Genomic DNA, 18,833 nt, shown 5'->3' with positions numbered 1-18,833 from the left:
GATGTCGATTTGTAGGAGATAATGCAATTTATTCTCAATTTTTGTAGAGTGTATTCGATTATTTGTAACATTTTTCTGGTTAAAATAAAAAAATTCTAATTCCCCCTTTACTTCCTTTTTTTGCTATTGTTACTATTATTGTAGTGTAAACTTTAGGAGGGGATGAAATGCCTTCGTTTCAAACTATTACACCGGATGAAGTTAGGGAACGATTAGAAAACGGAGAGACTTTATTCCTCGTGGATGTTCGAGAACAGGAAGAAATTATACGAAACGGAAAAATTCCAGAAGCGGTTCACATATCTATGGGCGATATACCTAATAAATTGTCTCATTTTTACAAAAACATAAAATACATAATTATCTGTAAGACAGGTATTCGAAGTGAACATGTTTGTTATTATTTGTATGCACGAGGCTATAGTGTTCTTAATATGGTGGGCGGTATGAATGAATACAAAGGAAAATTACAAATTGCGTGAGAAAATTGCTCTCTTTTGCATAGGTTAATACAAATGGATGCAAAGGAGGAATTAAAATCACTAAAATCCGGAATTTAAAAATTCACACAAATACAGGTATAGTAAATATCGGAAATTATTACAATGTAAACTCCATTACTGTTTCAAAAACAAGTAATGGCTCTGGAGCATCGAATAGCGGAGTGTATGTCAATGGAAAACGAACTCCCGGTGACATCACTGACACCACCTCAGTTGATCCGCCGGTAATAATAGATGAACCCGTTAATGGATGAACCCTTCTTGTACGACTAGCATACATTGATAGAGATGATGAGAAGAGGGGCCGAGATACGATATGACAGTAGTGATAAAAAAATTTATTATTGTAAACAATAACGGTATGGTACGCATTACGGACCATGTAAATGAAGTAAAAACAAATGCAACAAAGTCTATCAATGGAGCAGGCGGACCGGTTATCAATGATTCTGTAAATGGAAAAAAAATCGATCCGACTAAACAAACTTAAAAATTATACTTGTCTTTCATAAGTAAAAAAATCCAGCAAATATGTTGGATTTTTTATTTGTTAAGAATTGTGTAAAATTTTTTGCAACCTATCATAAATTTCAACTGAATTAATAGAATAAATCAAAGAATCCTTACACGAAGGGAGGGGGAATAAATGGGAAGGACTATAAAAATAGATATTACAGAAAAAGTGGTGGCTAAGTTTAAAGAGAACTATTTGGAATTATATTCGAATAAATTTATGATTGGAAAATTTTATATGAATTCTCTAGAAAAACGATATGTATTGGAAGATGGCTATATTTTTGAGAATGGACGCTTTTATCGATTAATTGATACGCGAAGAGATGTGAATCCTTCTGTAAAGCGGTCAGATGTAAGGTGGTGCTTAGATGATACGAGTAAAAGTATTTGATGAAAGCCATGAAAAAGATTTAGAAGAATGTATGAATAATTTTTTAAAGAAGGTTGACGAAGAGAGTGTAGTAGACATTAAATATCAAGTCGCTGTTTCAAATAATGATGAAGAAAATCAAATATACTGTTTTTCAGCTATGATAGTATATAAAGGATGACTGAGAAAAGAATACAAGTACTCTTTTTCAGTCATCTTTCGTTTATGTTAGCAGTGCATAGGTTCCTGCAGACATTCCAGCAATTCTTCCTGTTACAAATGCAGCCGTAATGTTGTATCCGCCTGTGTACCCGTGAATATCAAGAATTTCTCCGCAAAAGTACAAGCCCTTCATAAGCTTCGACGACATTTCTTTTGGATGTATTTCTTTGATGGATACTCCGCCTCCTGTTACGAAGGCTTTTTCAATAGATTGTGTTCCGTGTACGTTAAGAGAAAATCCTTTTAAGTCATGGACAAAGCTGAGTAGCATTTCACGGGAAGCTTGGCCTGCAGTTGTGTTGGATAGTAAATCATTTCGTTCAAGAAGAAATAGTAAGTATCGTTCTGGGATTAATCCTTTTAGCAGATTTTTTACGCTTTTTTTAGGATCTTCCTGGATCCGCTCTATAATTTGCTGATAGAGTGCTTCTTCTGATAGCTCTGGATAGCAATCAATTTTCATGGTAACTTGATGTACCTGATACTTTTTCATCGTTTTAATAACATATTGGCTGCATCTTAGTGCTGCAGGTCCGGAAAGGCCGAAATGGGTAAAAATCATATCCATTTTGTGCTTAATTACTGGTTTGCCCTTTGGATTTAGAACACTCAGTTCTACATTCCGCAAGGATATCCCTTGCAGGACACGGTCCTTAATAAACGTTTCATTAGATAAAATCGGAACCTCTGTTGGGAACAATTCAGTAATCGTATGTCCTGCTTTCTTTGCCCAAGCATAGCCATCACCGGTTGAACCTGTTTGTGGAACGGACTTTCCCCCTACTGCGATTACGACGTGTTCTACAGGTAGTATTTCTCCGTTTTGTAATACAACGGCCGATGTTTGTCCATCTTTATATTCTATTGTTTTCACAGCAGTATTTGTGCGTACATGAATATGAAGCGCATGCATTCTATGAAGAAGAGCATCTACGACAGATTGTGAGGAATTGGAAACAGGAAACATTCGACCATGGTCTTCCTCTTTCAGCTTCACTCCAAGCTTCTCAAAAAATTGAATAATATCTTCATTATTGAAAGTGGAAAACGCGCTGTATAAAAATCGGCCGTTTCCTGGAATGTGCTTTATTATTTCATCTACTGGTAAACGGTTCGTAACATTGCAACGGCCACCACCTGAAATAGCAAGCTTTCTTCCTAGTTTATCTCCTTTGTCGAGCAGCAGCACCTTAGCCTTCTTTTCAGCAGCTCCAATTGCTGCCATTAGGCCAGATGGCCCCCCGCCAATTACAATTACATCATAATTCATTCTTTTCACCCTTGTACATTTTATCCCGCTTTAACGGGCAGTAAGACTCCACCTTGAGGAAGTTTCACTTTATGTACACAAGGATAGCATGAATAAAAGAAAAAAAGAAATAATGGTTTTCTGTTACGTCCTTATCGAATGCTAATATTTTATGATACAATACAAAAGTTAGATTTTATAATACGTGGGGGATCTTCCAATGTCTGATTCCAAATTTGTACGTGGAACGCTTATTGTAACGTTCGGGACTTTTTTCGTTAAATTTCTTGGTATGATTTACGTCTTTCCGTTTCACCAACTTGTAGGTACAAATGGCGGAACACTGTATACATATGGCTATGTACCTTATCAGATTTTTTTAAGCATTGCAACTGCAGGGGTTCCTCTTGCCGTTTCTAAATTTGTGTCAAAATACAATGCTCTAGGAGATTATGAGACGAGTAGGCGAATGTTTCGTTCAGGAATGAAGCTTATGATCTTTATGGGTATCTTATCTTTTCTCGTTCTATATATGAGTGCACCTTTGTTCGCTAAAGCGATGCTAGGGAATAATACGTTAGAAAACAGCCCTCAAGATGTAACGATGATTATTAGGCTCGTTAGCTTTGCCCTTCTTGTAGTACCAGCAGCGAGTTTAATTCGAGGCTTCTTTCAAGGACATCAATCGATGGGGCCTACAACCGTTTCACAAATTATTGAACAAATCATTCGCATTGCGATGTTGTTAGTAGGAAGTTATATTGTCATACGTGTATTAAAAGGGTCAGTTGCAACAGCCGTTGGGGTTTCTACATTTGCTGCTTTCGTATCTGCTGTTGGGGCATTAATCGTACTGCTCTGGTATTGGGTAAAACGAAAACACCATATGGATAAGCTACTAAAATCCCAAACTGTAGTGCCTTCAAGCGTTAGCACTCCCCAGCTATACAAAGAATTATTTGCCTATGCGATTCCTTATGTTGTGGTAGGATTAGCAATTCCTTTGTATCAGCAAATCGATACCCTTACATTTAATAAAGCAATGGAGGCAGCTGGAAAAGCAGCGATTGCGGAGCATGCTCTTGGAATTTTTACGATGTGGACGCATAAGCTCATTATGATCCCTGTCTCCCTTGCAACTGCATTTAGTTTAACGCTTGTCCCAGCGATTACAAAATCCTATACAGAGAACAAAATAAAAACATTACAACATCAAATCGAACAAGCATTTCAAGTAAATATATTTTTGACATTACCAGCAGTTGTTGGGATGTCTTTACTTGCATATCCGATCTATCGCGCGTTTTATGATCCGGATCCTCTTGGTGGACAGGTTCTTATGTGGTATGCGCCTGTCGCTTTATTATTTGCCCTGTTTTCCGTTACAGCAGCCATATTACAAGGAATTAATCAGCAAAAGCATGCCATTATTGGATTAGTTATAGGCGTAGTACTAAAAATCATGTGTAATGTGGTACTTATTCGTTACTTTGATGCTATTGGCGGTGTTCTTGGGACTGGAATAGGATTTGCCGCATCGATTATTTATGCAAATAATAAAATTCGTCAGAAATTACATTTCAGTTTTGAACGTGTTTATAAACGAACCTTCCAAATTTCTGTTATCACAATCCTTATGGCATTTTGTGCAAACTTGATATACAATGCTTTATCTACTATTATTCCATATACAGCCAGCCGATTAGATGCATTTCTCATCGTGGGCATTGCAGGTAGCATTGGCGTGGTAGTATATGTGTTTTTAGCGATCCGATTGGATGTTGCGAAACATGTTTTTGGGGAAGAACTTCTTCAAAAACTACTAACAAAATTTAGACGAAAAATAAAGCTTGTAAGCAAACAAGCATAAGAATGTATCCTGCTATGTAACAACAGGAAGGCCCCTACTTCCAAACTCTTGAGAAGAGTCTGGAAGTGGGGGTTAACTACCTAACAAGATACTTCACTTTATAAGCTGATCCCACTTATATAAAGAATAGAAGGAGGAACATATGAGAATTGATAAGTTTCTAGCTAATATGGGGTATGGAAGTAGAAAAGAAGTAAAAAAACTCCTAAAGGATGGAGTAGTCCGCATTGATGGATCTCCCGTTAAGGATGCGAAAGCTCATGTGGATGTTACTATTCAAGAAGTGACCGTGTTTGGTGAAACCGTTGAATATAAAGAATTCATATACTTAATGATGAATAAACCAAAGGACGTCATTTCGGCAACAGAGGATGATGAGCAACAAACTGTGCTCGATTTATTAGAGCCAGAAGATGCAGTATTTCAACCCTTTCCGGTAGGAAGACTTGATAAGGATACAGAAGGTTTTCTTCTTCTTACCAATGATGGAAAACTAGCACATCAGCTCTTATCCCCTAAAAAGCATGTACCAAAAAAATATTATGCTAAGGTAGAAGGACTTGTTACAGAAGATGATCGGATTGCCTTTCAGAATGGTGTGATGTTAGATGATGGTTATGTGACGAAACCGGGTGAGCTCACTATTTTACAGGGAAATCGTATCTCTGAAATTGAACTAATCATAACAGAAGGAAAATTTCATCAAGTGAAGCGTATGTTTGAAGCGGTTGGCAAAAAAGTTATTTATTTAAAACGAATTGAAATGGGACCACTTTTATTGGATGAAGAGTTAGAGCTCGGTCAATATCGTGAATTGACAGATGAGGAATTGTATTTACTTAAAGGAGAATAGGGAGTAGATTCAGCTAAAAATAGCGATTGTTCAAAAGGGAAGCCCATTGCCCTTTAAACAATCGCTACATATGAAAAAAATAGTTACAATGTTATATTTATTCAAAGGTTAAGGGTCTACTTGACCGCTGCACTGACTCTGTGTGTCTATAAATAACAAAATCGTTTTTTTATGATGTGAGTCTCACTCTCTTTCCTGTTGTCGTCCACTTGCCACGACTAGGGCTGTAAACCAAATCATTGAACTGCAGCACATTTAGATCTCGTTGAATGGTTCTGGGTGTTATACCGAACTCATCCACTAAATCCTGGGTTGTAACCGTGCCCTTTTCATTGATGTACATATAAATCGACTTAATCCGTGTTAACATACGAGAGGTTGTAAATTTCAAAAAACCACTCCTCCACGAGTTTTATAGTGACTCAACTGGGAAAGAATTCTTTTGTTTTTATTGTACTCCATATCATGAATAACATGCGTTTTTTTTATGTATTTTAACAGAAAATTAACTTTACTATTAAAAATGTAAAAGCATGATATGAGAGTAGTCGACAAGATCTTAGATAAGATCGAGTATCCATTTCTACAAAAACTGTCTAAGTCCTTCATTTTGTCAAATGTTCGTGAGTGTATATGTTTTACCCTTCGTTAAGAGGTAACCACGTTGCATATGTTTTTAAGTCAATTATAGCATCCCCTTTTTTAGTAGTGGATTGCAATACAGTCCTATTTTATCATGAATATTGGCGTTATGGATAACCGTTTGCTATGATGAAAGAGGATAATAAATAAAGTAGGTGATTCCATGGCAAATATTAATTGGCTAGAAGAAGTAGAAAAAAGAAAAGAAGCACTCATTGAAGATGTGCAACAATTTTTACGAATTAAAAGTGTACTTGACGAAGAGGATGGCCATGAAGGTGCTCCATTCGGAACGGGCATAGAGCAAGCACTTACGCATATGCTTCAAATGGGTAGCAAAGATGGATTTCTTGTAAAAAATCTAGAAGGTTATGCAGGACATCTTGAAATGGGACAAGGAAAGGAATTGCTCGGTATATTGTGTCACGTAGATGTTGTACCGGAAGGCGATGGCTGGACGAGCGATCCATATGCTGCAAACATTCGGGATGGAAAAATAATTGCACGCGGGGCAATTGATGATAAAGGGCCCACAATGGCAGCTTACTATGCTATGAAAATTGTGAAAGAGCTAGGCTTACCTTTAACAAAGCGAGTACGTATGATTTTAGGTACAGATGAAGAAAGCAATTGGCGTTGTGTGGATCATTATTTTAAAAACGAAGAAATGCCAACGATGGGTTTTGCACCAGATGCTGATTTTCCTATTATTAATGCAGAAAAAGGAATTTGTGATGTATATCTAAAGCAGCCTGCATCTGACAAGAAAGAGGAAATCGCACTCATTCGCTTTTCATCAGGTAGACGATTAAATATGGTGCCAGATTTTGCGAGAGCACAAGTACGGACAAAGGATGTACATAGTATAGAGCGGTTTAAGACCTATATACAGGAAAAAGGAATAGAAGGGCATGCAACACTTGAGAAAGATGTCATTTCGTTTGAAATAAAGGGGATATCTGCGCATGGATCTACTCCAGAACAAGGACGAAATGCAGGTATTTTGTTAGCAGCCTTCTTGAAAGAAGAGCAATTAGACTCAGCTGGGGCTTTGTTTGTTACGTTGGCAGCTGATTATTTTGAAAATGATACGCTAGGTAAAAAACTAGGAATTTCATATAAGGATAGCATTACAGGGGATTTAACAGTGAATGTAGGTCTTATGTCCTATAGTGAAGTAGAGGGCGGTACACTTGGATTAAACATACGCTATCCGGTGACAACAGATGCCAAGTGGATGCTACAAACGCTCGAAACAAATGCAAAAGAGAATGGATTTTTGGTAGGAGATGTATCTGATTCGAAGCCACATCATGTCGATAAGGATCACGTTCTCATTCAAAGACTAGGGCGTGTCTATGAAGAGCAAACGGGTAAACCAGCTACCCTATTATCTATTGGCGGCGGTACGTATGCACGTTCATTAAAAGCAGGAGTCGCATTTGGTCCATTATTTCCAGGAAAGGAAGAGCTTGCGCATCAAAAGGATGAATATATCGAGATTGATGATTTAATAAAAGCAACTGCAATCTATGCACAAGCTATCTATGAATTGGCTAAATAATAGGAAAGGCTAGAAGCTTAACATGCAAGAGTCAAGGCATGCAGCTGATAACCGATTATTCATGAGATAGGGCTATCCCAAAAGGAAAATACTGTGGAGACAGCTCTATCTCTTTCTTTTTACTGTTTGGAAAGGGTGGAATACATGGAGATATCCATACAGAAGGAATCGAAGAAGACTAGTATAATGTTTCGATTCTATTATTTTTTCATTTTTTTTGGATTAGGCGTTTTAATGCCTTTACTTGGCGTATATTTGAAAGATTCACTGCATTTATCTGGAACACAGATTGGTACGATTACGTCAATTGGACCAATTGTTATGATTTTCATTCAACCATTATGGGGAATTCTATGTGATTATACGCAAAAACCTCGTGAAGTATTATTTTTTACTTTGTTAGCAACAGGTATCATCGGCTTTTTGTATGCAACCACTGCAACTTACGCGATTCTTGTGATTATCTCATTTGCGTTGGCATTTTCACAAAGTGCAATTATTCCGATTTCTGATAGTATCGCTCTTAATTATGTGCAAAAGGGGCAGGATAACTACGGGGGAATTCGTCTATATGGTTCCCTTGGATTTGCTATTGCAGTTTTCGTTGCTGGAAGAGCTTCGCAAAGCTTTGGAACAGTAATTATATTCTACTTGTTTGCAGTATTTATGTTTGCTGGAGCAATATTGACGTCGACCCTTCCAAAACAAGGGACAAATTTAGAAGTCAATCTTTTACAAGGATGTAAGGTCCTTTTTAAAAAACGTGAATTTCTATTGTTTTTATGTAGTTCGTTTTTTATCTTTGGTCCTATTAATGCGAATAATACGTATTTTGGCTTGTTAATTATGGAGCTTGGCGGGACATTAACTGCGGTAGGGATTATGTTTTTACTTTCTGCAGGGAGTGAAGCGCCGTTTATGAGAATATCCTCCTATTGGATGAGTAAGCTAGGCGTAGGTCAAATTCTTATTTTATCATCTGCTGTTTCAGCGATTCGTTGGTTGTTTTATTTTTTTGAGCCTCCGTTATTGCTTATTTATATTACGACTATTGCCCAAGGTATATCGATTGGTTTTTTCGTACCAGCTGCTTTGCAGTATGTTCGTAGCCTTTCTTCTGATTCGATGCAATCTACCGCTGTTACATTGTATGCATCAGCAGGCAGTGGATTGGGAACCTGGTTTAGTACGATAATTGGCGGAATTCTCATGGATTATTTTGGGATACAAGCCATATATTTTTGTTATTTTGTACTCACATGTATTGGCATTTTCTTGTTAATTCTAATATTCAGAAATAAAGTTCCCTCTCGAATGAAGCAGAACGAACTAGTATAAAGTAAAGCTTCCAAGATAGTTTCTTCCTACTTTACAGTAAGTTATCTCTAAAAGCGGATGTCTACCGAGTTAATGAGGGACAATACAGCTAATAGTAAACCTCTTCACACGAGAGAAGGCTTCATGCAGATGGGAGAATGATTTTTAAATGAAAAACCATTATTTTTTTGCTATTCCTTTACCGTCTTATGTAAAAGAAAAGTTAGCATGGTGGCGCTCACAAAATGAGCAACACCTTTCCTTTCGAACTTGGACCCATAAAGACGATTATCATATAACACTTGCATTTTTAGGAGAAGCTATTTCAGCTCTTTCTTCTTTTCAGCCCCTCTTAAAGGGTATTCCTGTATCCAGTTTTTCTCTTGATATTCAAGGTATACATACATTTGGAATGGAGGATCGTCCGCGTATTTTGTGGGCAGGTGTTTCGCAATCAGCAGAAATTATTTCATTGCAAGCTTACATATACGAAGTTTGTACAAATTTGGGATACTCGCTAGATAAACGTCCATATCAACCACATATTACACTGGCTAAACGTTGGGGAAATGAAAATTCATTTGAAAATAAGATGACAATTGCACCTCTTTCATTTTCGGTTGATTCCTTCTCTTTATTTGCTACACATATGGATGCAACACCTAAGTATGAAGAAATCGCTACATTTCCACTCCTACATTAATGGGCGCTAAGACCTTCTACTTTCGGGCAGTTTCACTTTATGGAAATCACGAGATAATGAAAACGTTTACGGAAGAAGAGAATATAGTATAGTATAGACAGCTTAAATAAACGATTACGGCTTGAAAAGAGTTAGAGGATGGTGAATTACAGCAATGCTTAAAGTCGAGAACGCATTTGAAGCGTATATAGATCGAATGGACTTTATTACAATTTTGCTGTCAAAAGCGTATGGTGTATCAAGTAAATTTCGTTTGAAAAGTCATGAGTCTGAATGGAATCTTAACATAGAGAAAATAATCGAATTCCAGGAATTTACGAAATATGAATGTAAGGTAGAAACGTCTTTAGAAATGGGAGAGACGTATCGTGTTGTAGATGAACGAAATAATGAAATTGATTTACAAATAGGAGCGGTTATTCGAACTCAGGCATTCGATAACACCTATTATTATGATGGAAATGATTTAGGTGTGACATTTACCCTTGAAAAAACAATCTGCAAAGTATGGGCACCTACTGCTACGAAAGCAAAGGTACGATTCTATGATCTAAGTGGATATAAAGAAAATGAAATGATTCGGGAGCAAAATGGAGTATGGCGAGCCGAGATAGTAGGAAATTGTGAGGGAGCTTACTATACGATTTGTGTGTATATCAATCATCAGTGGCGTGAAGCAATTGATCCGTACGCAAAGGCGGTATCTAGCAATGGAGTTTATGGTATTATCATTGACTTAGAGAAAACAAGAGTAAAGAAAGAGGAACTAGCTCTTCCTCCCTGCCCTTTAAGCGACGCCATTATTTACGAAGCACATATTCGTGATTTTACGAACCATCCTGAGAGCGGGGTTGTTTGCAAAGGAAAGTATAAAGGACTTACGGAAGAAAGAACAAAAGGCCTTGATGGTTCAAGTACAGGATTAGCTTATTTAAAGGAGCTTGGTATTACACATCTTGAGTTGTTACCGTTTAATGATTTTGCGGGTGTAGATGAGCTTCTACCGCAAACAAGTTACAATTGGGGCTATAATCCACTTCATTACAACGTGCCAGAAGGGAGTTATGCAAGTGATGCAGATAACCCATATGCACGAATACTAGAAGTAAAACGGATGATTCAAACCCTTCATAAGCATGGAATTCGTGTGATTATGGATGTTGTGTATAATCATGTTTATATACGAGAGACTTCTTCATTTGAATTGCTTGTACCAGGCTATTATTTTCGTCACGATAAGGATGGAATGCCGTCTAATGGGACAGGGGTTGGAAATGATATAGCCTCTGAAAGAAAAATGGTACGCAAATTTATTAAAGACTCCGTATTATATTGGCTAGAGGAATATGAAGTAGACGGATTTAGATTTGATTTAATGGGAATTTTAGATATTGAGACAATGAATGAAATACGTAATGAAATCAATCGAATTAAGAAAGATGTTATGCTGCTTGGAGAAGGATGGGATATGGATACTCCTCTTGCACAGGATCAAAAAGCAACCCTTCGTAATGCTGCTCAAATGCCGAATATCGCACAATTTAATGATGCATTTCGAGATACAGTGAAGGGCAGTACATTTAATCTTTATGATCGAGGATATGCATTTGGAAGTAGTGCCAATGTAGAATATATGAAAACGTTTATTGCAGGTAGTATTCCTATTGAAATAGATAAACTTAGTCCATTTCTTGAACCTTATCAAACGATAAATTATGTGGAATCACATGATAATGCTACTATGTGGGATAAATTAAAGGTGAGCAATAAAGATGATAGCGAGGATATACGAAAGAGACGGCATCGTTTAGCAACTACGATTACTCTGTTATCGCAAGGAATTCCATTTTTACATGCAGGTCAGGAATTTTTCCGAACAAAGAAAGGAATAGAAAATAGCTACAACTCCCCTGACTATATTAATCAAATTGATTGGGAACGTAAGGAAGCAAATCTACATCATGTAGAGTATATTAAAGGAATGATAGCAATTCGTAAAAAACATGGCGCCTTTCGCTTACCTTCAACGGATCTTGTTCGGAGGCACTTACGCTTTCTCCAGGCTCCCGATTCTGTTATTATGTATGAGTTATGTGATGTACAAGAATACGGACCATGGAAAAACATTCTTGTCGTGTTAAATAATACGGATTATACAAAACAAATTATACTTCCTGATTTTGGAGAATGGCAGGTGCTAGCGGATAATGTTGCTGCTTCGACTAGCCCGATGTATCGTATTCAAGAGCCGGTATTATTAGTATTTCCAATTAGTTCATATATATTGGCAAAATCATGACGATTCCCTACTTGACGATAAGAATCGAATAAAGGTAGAATTGTCAAAGGTAGCTATTCTGGTATGAAAGCCAAAATAGCTCTCTTTTTTGTGAGACAGATGAGTATAAAAAAGTTTTTATAAGGCATGATCCTTTTATAAATAATGGTAGGATAGTATGTATATCGTTTCGGATACAATAGGAAAAAGTGTAGTTCCTTACGCAAAGCCTTCTAATGCAGTTTTCAAAAGATGTAAAAAACTTGCTTATATTAGAGAAGGAAATGTGCCAAGAGCTATGAATAAAAATCACCAAAAGGAATTGTTGATGGATAATGGAAATGGAATGGTTAGAACATATACTAGGAGAAGATTGGGACATAATTCCTGCTGGCGGTGCTACTGGTGAGGCTTATTTTGCTGAACAAGGGGAGCGTAAGTTGTTTTTAAAACGAAATTCATCCCCCTTTCTAGCGGTTTTATCGGCAGAAGGCATTGTTCCCAAGCTGCTATGGACAAAGCGTATTACGAGTGGAGATGTTATTTCAGCTCAAGTATGTTTAAAAGGGCATAAGCTAGAGCCTGAAGATATGAAAGAAGAACGAGTTGCGCTGCTGCTTAAGAAAATTCATATGTCTGAGGCATTATTGCATATGATTGAAAAGCTTGGGAAAACACCGCTAGAAGCGAGCCAACTCTTAGAACAAATACATGATTCCCTTGATGAAGAAGTGAAACAAAAGGAGCCTGTTAGGCAGGCATTGCACTATTTACAAGAATCGCTTGCTGAAATAAAGTGTGATCATGTAACGGTATGCCATTGTGATGTAAATCATAATAATTGGCTACTATCAGATAATGATCAATTGTATTTAATTGATTGGGATGGAGCAGTTATTGCAGATCCTGCTCTTGATATTGGTATGCTTCTCCATTTCTACATTCCGAGGGAGGAATGGGCGGAGTGGTTAAAAAATTATGGGACGGAGCTAAATGATTCCTTACTCCGTCGTATGAAATGGTATGTTATTGCACAATCCATTCTATCTCTTCAATGGTATACAAAAAAGAAGAAACAGTACGAGATGGATTATTGGCTTTCTTATATCACTCAGCAATTGTCATAGCTTAGGAAAAGCTATCCATTCCTGAAACCCATTGTGAAATTTGATTTTGATGATTCGAAATATGCTCTTGTAAATCAGAGGAATTTTTTCCGGATTGACTATAATGGTATATGTCAGATAGCATAAGCTTCGTTTCGTCAGTTATATTATCATTGGTTAGTAATGATTTAATGAGACGTTCCAGCTGTTCACATTCTGAGACAGTACCATTACAATCGAGTTGTTGGTTTTGCAAAATATCTTTCAAAATCATTAACTGATGCTCGTGACTGATTGTCATGTACAATACACATCCTTTGTAATCCTATTTATCCCCTATTAAAGGGAAAACCCCTAATAGGAGCTTTCACTTTATTTAGTTTCTGTGAGTTTTACTACTTTTATTCGCAAATCTGCTTTGCTTTGATCCGATAGAGAGGAAGAGGTTTTCAAATGCGTCTAAGATTTAAACCCTATGCTAATGAGATGATACAAAATCATCCACAATTCGTTATATCAAATCCTGAGGAGCACAAGGGAAAATGGGCTGATGTGTTTTCAAATCATAATCCCATTCATATTGAAGTAGGTACGGGAAGAGGCCGTTTTATTTATGGAATGGCTAAGGCAAATCCCACGGTAAATTATATTGGAATAGAGAAATATTCAAGTGTTATTGTCGATGCACTTGATAAACTGATTCAAGAGGAATTGCCGAATTTAAAACTTATTTATAAAGATGCAAAAGATATAACGGAATTTTTTGCAGATGGAGAAATACAACGTGTATATTTAAATTTCTCTGATCCTTGGCCGAAGACTCGCCATGAGAAGCGGCGATTAACTTATAAACAATTTTTGCACAATTACGAACAGGTGCTTGTACAAGGTGGAGAAATTCATTTTAAAACAGATAACCAAGGTTTATTTGAATATTCACTATGCAGCATTTCACAATATGGTATGATTCTACAATATGTGAGTCTTGATCTTCATCATAGTGATTTTGAAGGAAATATTATGACGGAATATGAAGAAAAATTTTCACAAAAAGGAAATCGAATTTACAGGGTGGAAGCAAAATTTAACAATTAGTCTGTGCCATACACGCACAGACTTTTTTTTATGGTAAAATACATTATACCTTTATTTTTCCATTTTTGGTAATCTATTTTGGGGGAAGATAGAGAAAGACACAAAAATAGGGGAGTGGGAAGTATGGATACGTTACAAATTGGGGATATACGAGTTACATGGCTACAAGGGGGGAATACGCATCTAGATGGTGGTGCAATGTTTGGTGTAGTTCCGAAAGCACTTTGGTCACGAAAATATGAATCGAATGAAGACAATAGAATTCTTTTGCGTACAGATCCGATTCTTCTTCAAACTAAGAACGGAAATATGTTAATTGATTCAGGAATTGGTAATGAAAAATTAAATGATAAGATGAAGCGTAATCAAGGTGTAACAGAGGAATCGAATGTTGAATTATGTTTGCATGAGCTAGGACTTAAGGCAGAGGATATTCATTATGTATTAATGACTCATCTTCATTTTGACCATGCTTGCGGGCTTACGAAATGGGATGGAACGAAATTTGTACCTACTTTCTCGAAAGCTAAGATATTTGTTTCCCTAACGGAATGGGAGGAGATGAAGAATCCTAACGTTCGCTCAGGTAATACATATTGGAAAGAAAACTGGGAAAGTATCCAGGATCAAGTTGTTCCTTTTAAAGAAAAAATAACAGTTACCGAAGGCGTTACAATGGTTCATACTGGAGGACATAGTGATGGACATGCTATTATCCTTGTGAAAGATCGAGAAGATACGCTCCTTCATATGGCTGACATTATGCCAACACATGCGCATCAAAATCCTCTTTGGGTTATGGCTTATGATGATTACCCAATGACAAGTATTTATCAGAAGCAAGATTGGATTGGCTTTGGATTAAAAGAGAAAGCATGGTTTACGTTTTATCATGATGCTTATTATCGTGCAGTGAAATGGGATGAGCAAGGAAACATGATAGAAAACATTCCTGTAACTACAAACAAACCCCTCTTAACGTAAGAGGGGTTTGTTTGTATAATGAGGAATCCAGCAAACGAACAGAAAACATACTGAAGTTACTTTATCCTTTAATGACGTTTAATACTGATCCTGTTTTAGCGTCAAGTAGAAATTCATAGCGACTTTGCTCGTCTCCGATCATAGTCGTTACGCCGCCGCGGTATACATCATATGTTATATCCTGATTTTCCCACACTTCAGGAACCATGTGGATCCAAGAACCTGTAATTTCCCCTTTTTCTTCAAACACTTTTTTTGCCATTTTCAAAGCTTTATCAGCAGAAATATGCCCATCCTGCTGAAGCTGATTTGCCACTAAATATCCTGCAGTAAAGCCTAAACCTACACCGAGGAGTATGCTTTTCCAATTCATAAGTTTCACCTCAACCTGTGCAAATTTCGCTAACAGTACAAGTATAATCGAATCTGTGTGAAAAAAGAAGAAACTAGCGAAATTTGAGAATATTCGTTACAATAAAATAAAAATCCTATGTGTAGAATAAATAACTATATAATAGGTTTCTTTCATTTCAAAAGATAGTTTGTATACATATGCAATGGTGGTAGAATGGTTAGACGTACGGTCAATATATAAGGTTTTATCATACAATTTTTATTCAACTTAGTTTTTACAAGAGGAGTGTTTTTCATGAATAAGGAAACATTAGAGTTATTTCGAACTTTAACAGAGCTTCCTGGTACGTCTGGATTTGAACATGAAGTGCGTCGATTTATGAAACAGGAAATTTCTAAATATGCTGATGAATTAATCCAAGATGGTCTTGGCAGTATATTTGGTATGAAAAAGGGCGATGAAAAAGGTCCTCGTGTTATGGTTGCAGGTCATATGGATGAAGTTGGATTCATGGTGACGCAAATAACGAAAAACGGAATGCTACGCTTTCAGCCATTAGGTGGTTGGTGGAACCAAGTATTACTTGCACAGCGCGTGCAAATTATAACGGATCATGGTCCTGTAATTGGTGTAATTGGCTCGATCCCGCCACATATTCTTACGGATGAGCAGCGTGCAAAGCCGATGGAAATAAAAAATATGTTAATTGATATTGGTGCGGATAGCGCTGATCATGCAAGGGAATTAGGAATAAAGCCAGGCCAGCAAGTGGTTCCAATTTGTCCATTCACTCCAATGGCTAATCCTAAAAAAATTATGGCAAAAGCATGGGACAACCGTTATGGCTGCGGGCTTGCCATTGAATTATTGAAAGAAGTTCAGCATGAATCCCTTCCAAATATGCTATTTTCCGGTGCGACTGTGCAGGAAGAAGTAGGGCTGCGCGGAGCACAAACAGCAGCAAATATGATTGCACCAGATATTTTCTATGGTTTAGATGCGAGTCCAGCTAATGATGCAGGTGGCGACACTACAGAATTTGGGCAATTAGGGAAAGGGACGCTGCTTCGTATTTTTGATCGAACGATGGTTACCCATAGAGGACTGCGGGAATTTATTCTAGATACTGCTGAAAGCAATCACATTCCTTATCAATATTTTGTTTCTCAAGGCGGAACAGATGCGGGACGTGTTCATCTTAGTAATAATGGTGTACCTTCTGCTGTTATTGGTATTTGTGCACGTTATATTCATACGCATGCTGCAATTATGCATGTTGATGATTATGCTGCAGCAAAGGAATTACTTATTAAACTTGTGAAGGCAACTGATCGTACGACACTTGATACGATTAAAAACAATGCATAATAGGAAATAGGATAGACGTACTTTGTGATGAGAAGGCCTTAAGGGCCTTTTCGTTTTGAAAGGAGATTGATTTTGATTATGAAAGTAGCGATTGGATCGTTAAATCCTACCAAGGTAGGTGCTGTAAAGCAAGTTTTTCAAGGTGAGAATATCCTCTCTATATCTGTGCCTTCAGACGTATCTAACCAGCCTTTTTCTGATGAGGAGACGATAAGAGGTGCGATGAACCGTGCTAAGCATGCGTTAGCAGCGAGTGATGCTGACCTTGCGATTGGACTTGAGGGAGGCGTATATGTATCTGAGCAAGGGCTTTTTCTTTGTAATTGGGGTGCACTAGCAACTACATCTGGCGAAATTTTTTTGGCAGGAGGAGCAAGGGTACAACTTCCAGCTGAGTTTGAAAAACTTCTACGAGAAGGAAAAGAATTAAGTGAAGTAATGGATGCTTATACCTTACAACATGATATTCGCTCGAAAGAAGGAGCAATTGGTATATTTACAAATGGATATGTAAAGCGTGAGGAAATGTTTGTTCATGTTGTAAAACTCCTTGCAGGACAATATTTCTATAAGTCATAATGGTTGCAACTAGGTTGTTTCTGAGTTTTAATGATGGCAAGACATGAAAGTAACGTTCCTTGGTAAGAAATAAAAAAGAGGGAGAAAGTAAAATGAAAACATTAGAAAGTGTTGAACAATTTCAAGAATTGAAAGCGCAAGAAAAAGTTGTGTTCTTATTTTCAGCAGAATGGTGCAGAGACTGCCGTTTTATTGAACCATTTATGCCAGAAGTAGAAGAAAAATTTAACGAGTTAACATTTTATTATATAGATCGTGATAAGTTTATTGACTTATGTGTTGATCTGGATGTATATGGTATTCCGAGCTTTGTTGCTTATGACAAAGGCGAAGAAATAGGTCGGTTTGTAAGTAAGGATCGTAAGACACAGGAGGAAATTGAAGCATTTTTGAAAACGTTACTGTAAAACAACATCGTCTTCGTAACTTGTTTTAAAAAGGGGGGATTAAAGATGAAAATGAACAGTAAACAGTTAAAGCAAGAATTAATGAAACGATTGGAACGACCGGAATGGGAATTTCAATATGATAGCAAAAAAGATACGCTTCGTGTGGAACATAGTGAAACAAAGAAGGGTATTACTATTTCATTACCTGGTATTATTGCAAAGTATGAAGATCATGGAGAGAGTGCCATTGATGAAGCTGTTTATTATGTAAAGGAAGCACTGCTTGCTATTCATTCAGAAGCAACTGAGAACGCCCGTATTCTTCCGGTTATTCGTTCAACCTCCTTTCCGTTAGAACAGGAGGAAGGCAATCCGTTTCTAACATCTGAGCATACAGCTGAAACACGTATTTACTATGCGCTAGATTCGGAGAAAACCTACCGACTTATCGATAAAAAACTTGCTACAAAACTACAATTAAATGACCAGCAAGTGAAGGAACTAGCTTTCTTTCATGTTCGTTCACTTCCAAGAAAAATGAAACAAGACGAAGTAGCGGGAAATGTGTTTTATTTTTTTCATGCCAATGACGGATATGATGCAAGCCGTATCGTAGACATTTCCTTGTTAGAGGATATGCGAAAGAAGATTACAGGAGATATGGTGGTAGCAGTTCCTCACCAAGATGTTCTAATAGTTGCTGATATTCGAAATGAAATCGGTTATGATATTATTGCGCAAATGACAATGCAATTTTTTGCCGAAGGTCATATACCCATTACATCTCTTTCCTTTATGTATGAAAATAAGGAGCTAGAACCGATTTTTATTTTGGCAAAGAATCGAGTCAAAAAAGATGATAATCATTAA

22 protein-coding genes are annotated in these 18,833 nt (G+C 37.1%); 18 read left to right on the top strand and 4 right to left on the bottom strand.

All coding sequences use genetic code 11. From position 1 onward, the window contains the following. Positions 1-167: 167 nt before the first annotated feature. The 5 genes from ACM5BR_RS10365 (at position 168) to ACM5BR_RS10345 (ending at position 1,570) form a co-directional block, all read left to right on the top strand. Positions 168-482 (top strand): rhodanese-like domain-containing protein, encoded by a 315-nt coding sequence (locus tag ACM5BR_RS10365; protein WP_416827758.1) that lies wholly within the window; start codon positions 168-170, stop codon positions 480-482. A 50-nt stretch (positions 483-532) separates the two neighbouring features. After that, complete coding sequence (locus tag ACM5BR_RS10360; protein WP_416827890.1) at positions 533-757, top strand: spore germination protein; 225 nt, start codon at positions 533-535, stop codon at positions 755-757. A gap of 62 nt (positions 758-819) precedes the next feature. After that, a complete protein-coding gene (locus tag ACM5BR_RS10355; RefSeq protein WP_416827757.1) occupies positions 820-993 on the top strand; it encodes a hypothetical protein in 174 nt (57 codons plus the stop codon). A 156-nt stretch (positions 994-1,149) separates the two neighbouring features. Further along, positions 1,150-1,410 (top strand): DUF2553 family protein, encoded by a 261-nt coding sequence (locus ACM5BR_RS10350; protein ID WP_416827756.1) that lies wholly within the window; start codon positions 1,150-1,152, stop codon positions 1,408-1,410. Further along, the gene (locus tag ACM5BR_RS10345; RefSeq protein ID WP_416827755.1) at positions 1,388-1,570 is read left to right on the top strand and encodes a sporulation protein Cse60; all 183 of its coding nucleotides are present in this window, start codon (positions 1,388-1,390) and stop codon (positions 1,568-1,570) included. The genes ACM5BR_RS10350 and ACM5BR_RS10345 overlap by 23 nt, the downstream gene beginning before the upstream one ends. Positions 1,571-1,612: 42 nt before the next feature. Here the strand turns inward: ACM5BR_RS10345 and ACM5BR_RS10340 are convergent, their stop codons facing one another. Next, on the bottom strand, positions 1,613-2,881 hold the full coding sequence (locus ACM5BR_RS10340) for a BaiN/RdsA family NAD(P)/FAD-dependent oxidoreductase (protein ID WP_416827754.1): 1,269 nt from the start codon (positions 2,879-2,881) through the stop codon (positions 1,613-1,615). Between the two features lie 199 nt (positions 2,882-3,080). Between ACM5BR_RS10340 and ACM5BR_RS10335 the strand changes: the two genes are divergently transcribed. Together ACM5BR_RS10335 and ACM5BR_RS10330 are read left to right on the top strand one after the other, a co-directional pair. After that, entirely contained in the window at positions 3,081-4,730 is a 1,650-nt protein-coding gene (locus ACM5BR_RS10335) for a putative polysaccharide biosynthesis protein (RefSeq protein WP_416827753.1), read from the top strand. 142 nt (positions 4,731-4,872) lie between these two features. Continuing rightward, positions 4,873-5,583, top strand: a complete 711-nt coding sequence (locus ACM5BR_RS10330) for a pseudouridine synthase (RefSeq protein WP_416827752.1) — start codon at positions 4,873-4,875, stop codon at positions 5,581-5,583. 169 nt (positions 5,584-5,752) lie between these two features. Here ACM5BR_RS10330 and ACM5BR_RS10325 read toward each other — a convergent pair whose 3' ends face one another. Beyond that, positions 5,753-5,974, bottom strand: a complete 222-nt coding sequence (locus tag ACM5BR_RS10325) for a DeoR family transcriptional regulator (protein ID WP_416827751.1) — start codon at positions 5,972-5,974, stop codon at positions 5,753-5,755. A gap of 414 nt (positions 5,975-6,388) precedes the next feature. Between ACM5BR_RS10325 and pepV the strand changes: the two genes are divergently transcribed. The 5 genes from pepV to ACM5BR_RS10300 all read left to right on the top strand — a co-directional run bounded on the left by pepV (position 6,389) and on the right by ACM5BR_RS10300 (position 13,214). Beyond that, complete coding sequence (gene pepV, locus ACM5BR_RS10320; RefSeq protein WP_416827750.1) at positions 6,389-7,789, top strand: dipeptidase PepV; 1,401 nt, start codon at positions 6,389-6,391, stop codon at positions 7,787-7,789. Between the two features lie 144 nt (positions 7,790-7,933). Further along, positions 7,934-9,127 (top strand): MFS transporter, encoded by a 1,194-nt coding sequence (locus tag ACM5BR_RS10315; RefSeq protein ID WP_416827749.1) that lies wholly within the window; start codon positions 7,934-7,936, stop codon positions 9,125-9,127. A 148-nt stretch (positions 9,128-9,275) separates the two neighbouring features. Beyond that, positions 9,276-9,809 carry an RNA 2',3'-cyclic phosphodiesterase gene (thpR, locus tag ACM5BR_RS10310; protein WP_416827748.1) on the top strand — a complete coding sequence of 178 codons (534 nt, stop codon included), beginning with the start codon at positions 9,276-9,278 and terminating at the stop codon, positions 9,807-9,809. A gap of 154 nt (positions 9,810-9,963) precedes the next feature. Then, positions 9,964-12,108 (top strand): type I pullulanase, encoded by a 2,145-nt coding sequence (pulA, locus tag ACM5BR_RS10305; RefSeq protein ID WP_416827747.1) that lies wholly within the window; start codon positions 9,964-9,966, stop codon positions 12,106-12,108. Between the two features lie 314 nt (positions 12,109-12,422). Further along, positions 12,423-13,214 (top strand): phosphotransferase, encoded by a 792-nt coding sequence (locus tag ACM5BR_RS10300; RefSeq protein WP_416827746.1) that lies wholly within the window; start codon positions 12,423-12,425, stop codon positions 13,212-13,214. A gap of 1 nt (position 13,215) precedes the next feature. Here ACM5BR_RS10300 and ACM5BR_RS10295 read toward each other — a convergent pair whose 3' ends face one another. After that, complete coding sequence (locus ACM5BR_RS10295; RefSeq protein WP_416827745.1) at positions 13,216-13,494, bottom strand: YtzH-like family protein; 279 nt, start codon at positions 13,492-13,494, stop codon at positions 13,216-13,218. A 152-nt stretch (positions 13,495-13,646) separates the two neighbouring features. Between ACM5BR_RS10295 and trmB the strand changes: the two genes are divergently transcribed. After that, a complete protein-coding gene (gene trmB / locus ACM5BR_RS10290; protein WP_416827744.1) occupies positions 13,647-14,288 on the top strand; it encodes a tRNA (guanosine(46)-N7)-methyltransferase TrmB in 642 nt (213 codons plus the stop codon). A 123-nt stretch (positions 14,289-14,411) separates the two neighbouring features. Next, complete coding sequence (locus ACM5BR_RS10285) at positions 14,412-15,272, top strand: YtnP family quorum-quenching lactonase (protein WP_416827743.1); 861 nt, start codon at positions 14,412-14,414, stop codon at positions 15,270-15,272. 61 nt (positions 15,273-15,333) lie between these two features. Here ACM5BR_RS10285 and ACM5BR_RS10280 read toward each other — a convergent pair whose 3' ends face one another. After that, positions 15,334-15,645 carry a PepSY domain-containing protein gene (locus tag ACM5BR_RS10280; protein WP_416827742.1) on the bottom strand — a complete coding sequence of 104 codons (312 nt, stop codon included), beginning with the start codon at positions 15,643-15,645 and terminating at the stop codon, positions 15,334-15,336. A 276-nt stretch (positions 15,646-15,921) separates the two neighbouring features. Here ACM5BR_RS10280 and ACM5BR_RS10275 point away from each other — a divergent pair, with 276 nt between their 5' ends. From ACM5BR_RS10275 to ACM5BR_RS10260, 4 genes are all read left to right on the top strand, one after another. Next, on the top strand, positions 15,922-16,995 hold the full coding sequence (locus ACM5BR_RS10275; protein ID WP_416827741.1) for a M42 family metallopeptidase: 1,074 nt from the start codon (positions 15,922-15,924) through the stop codon (positions 16,993-16,995). 78 nt (positions 16,996-17,073) lie between these two features. Continuing rightward, the gene (locus tag ACM5BR_RS10270) at positions 17,074-17,574 is read left to right on the top strand and encodes a DUF84 family protein (protein WP_416827889.1); all 501 of its coding nucleotides are present in this window, start codon (positions 17,074-17,076) and stop codon (positions 17,572-17,574) included. Positions 17,575-17,666: 92 nt separating this feature from the next. Continuing rightward, positions 17,667-17,981: a thioredoxin family protein gene (locus ACM5BR_RS10265; protein ID WP_416827740.1), complete on the top strand. Its 315-nt coding sequence runs from the start codon at positions 17,667-17,669 to the stop codon at positions 17,979-17,981. A gap of 45 nt (positions 17,982-18,026) precedes the next feature. Beyond that, entirely contained in the window at positions 18,027-18,833 is an 807-nt protein-coding gene (locus ACM5BR_RS10260) for a DUF1444 domain-containing protein (RefSeq protein ID WP_416827739.1), read from the top strand.

Source organism: Ectobacillus polymachus (assembly GCF_048159605.1).
Taxonomy (GTDB): Bacteria; Bacillota; Bacilli; order Bacillales; family Bacillaceae_G; genus Ectobacillus; species Ectobacillus polymachus.
The sequence above is the reverse complement of the archived record's forward strand: the minus strand, read 5'-3'. Positions and strand labels throughout refer to the sequence as shown.

What these genes read in the sequence shown, in the direction of transcription:
- ACM5BR_RS10300 (WP_416827746.1), top strand. Translation starts at nt 12,423, where the DNA reads ATGGAAATGGAATGGTTAGAACATATACTAGGAGAAGATTGGGACATA.
- ACM5BR_RS10365 (WP_416827758.1), top strand. Translation starts at nt 168, where the DNA reads ATGCCTTCGTTTCAAACTATTACACCGGATGAAGTTAGGGAACGATTA.
- ACM5BR_RS10340 (WP_416827754.1), bottom strand. Translation starts at nt 2,881, where the DNA reads ATGAATTATGATGTAATTGTAATTGGCGGGGGGCCATCTGGCCTAATG.
- ACM5BR_RS10335 (WP_416827753.1), top strand. Translation starts at nt 3,081, where the DNA reads ATGTCTGATTCCAAATTTGTACGTGGAACGCTTATTGTAACGTTCGGG.
- ACM5BR_RS10355 (WP_416827757.1), top strand. Translation starts at nt 820, where the DNA reads ATGACAGTAGTGATAAAAAAATTTATTATTGTAAACAATAACGGTATG.
- ACM5BR_RS10270 (WP_416827889.1), top strand. Translation starts at nt 17,074, where the DNA reads ATGAAAGTAGCGATTGGATCGTTAAATCCTACCAAGGTAGGTGCTGTA.
- ACM5BR_RS10260 (WP_416827739.1), top strand. Translation starts at nt 18,027, where the DNA reads ATGAAAATGAACAGTAAACAGTTAAAGCAAGAATTAATGAAACGATTG.
- ACM5BR_RS10280 (WP_416827742.1), bottom strand. Translation starts at nt 15,645, where the DNA reads ATGAATTGGAAAAGCATACTCCTCGGTGTAGGTTTAGGCTTTACTGCA.
- ACM5BR_RS10330 (WP_416827752.1), top strand. Translation starts at nt 4,873, where the DNA reads ATGAGAATTGATAAGTTTCTAGCTAATATGGGGTATGGAAGTAGAAAA.
- pulA (WP_416827747.1), top strand. Translation starts at nt 9,964, where the DNA reads ATGCTTAAAGTCGAGAACGCATTTGAAGCGTATATAGATCGAATGGAC.
- ACM5BR_RS10350 (WP_416827756.1), top strand. Translation starts at nt 1,150, where the DNA reads ATGGGAAGGACTATAAAAATAGATATTACAGAAAAAGTGGTGGCTAAG.
- ACM5BR_RS10285 (WP_416827743.1), top strand. Translation starts at nt 14,412, where the DNA reads ATGGATACGTTACAAATTGGGGATATACGAGTTACATGGCTACAAGGG.
- ACM5BR_RS10295 (WP_416827745.1), bottom strand. Translation starts at nt 13,494, where the DNA reads ATGACAATCAGTCACGAGCATCAGTTAATGATTTTGAAAGATATTTTG.
- trmB (WP_416827744.1), top strand. Translation starts at nt 13,647, where the DNA reads ATGCGTCTAAGATTTAAACCCTATGCTAATGAGATGATACAAAATCAT.
- ACM5BR_RS10345 (WP_416827755.1), top strand. Translation starts at nt 1,388, where the DNA reads ATGATACGAGTAAAAGTATTTGATGAAAGCCATGAAAAAGATTTAGAA.
- ACM5BR_RS10315 (WP_416827749.1), top strand. Translation starts at nt 7,934, where the DNA reads ATGGAGATATCCATACAGAAGGAATCGAAGAAGACTAGTATAATGTTT.
- ACM5BR_RS10265 (WP_416827740.1), top strand. Translation starts at nt 17,667, where the DNA reads ATGAAAACATTAGAAAGTGTTGAACAATTTCAAGAATTGAAAGCGCAA.
- ACM5BR_RS10275 (WP_416827741.1), top strand. Translation starts at nt 15,922, where the DNA reads ATGAATAAGGAAACATTAGAGTTATTTCGAACTTTAACAGAGCTTCCT.
- thpR (WP_416827748.1), top strand. Translation starts at nt 9,276, where the DNA reads ATGAAAAACCATTATTTTTTTGCTATTCCTTTACCGTCTTATGTAAAA.
- pepV (WP_416827750.1), top strand. Translation starts at nt 6,389, where the DNA reads ATGGCAAATATTAATTGGCTAGAAGAAGTAGAAAAAAGAAAAGAAGCA.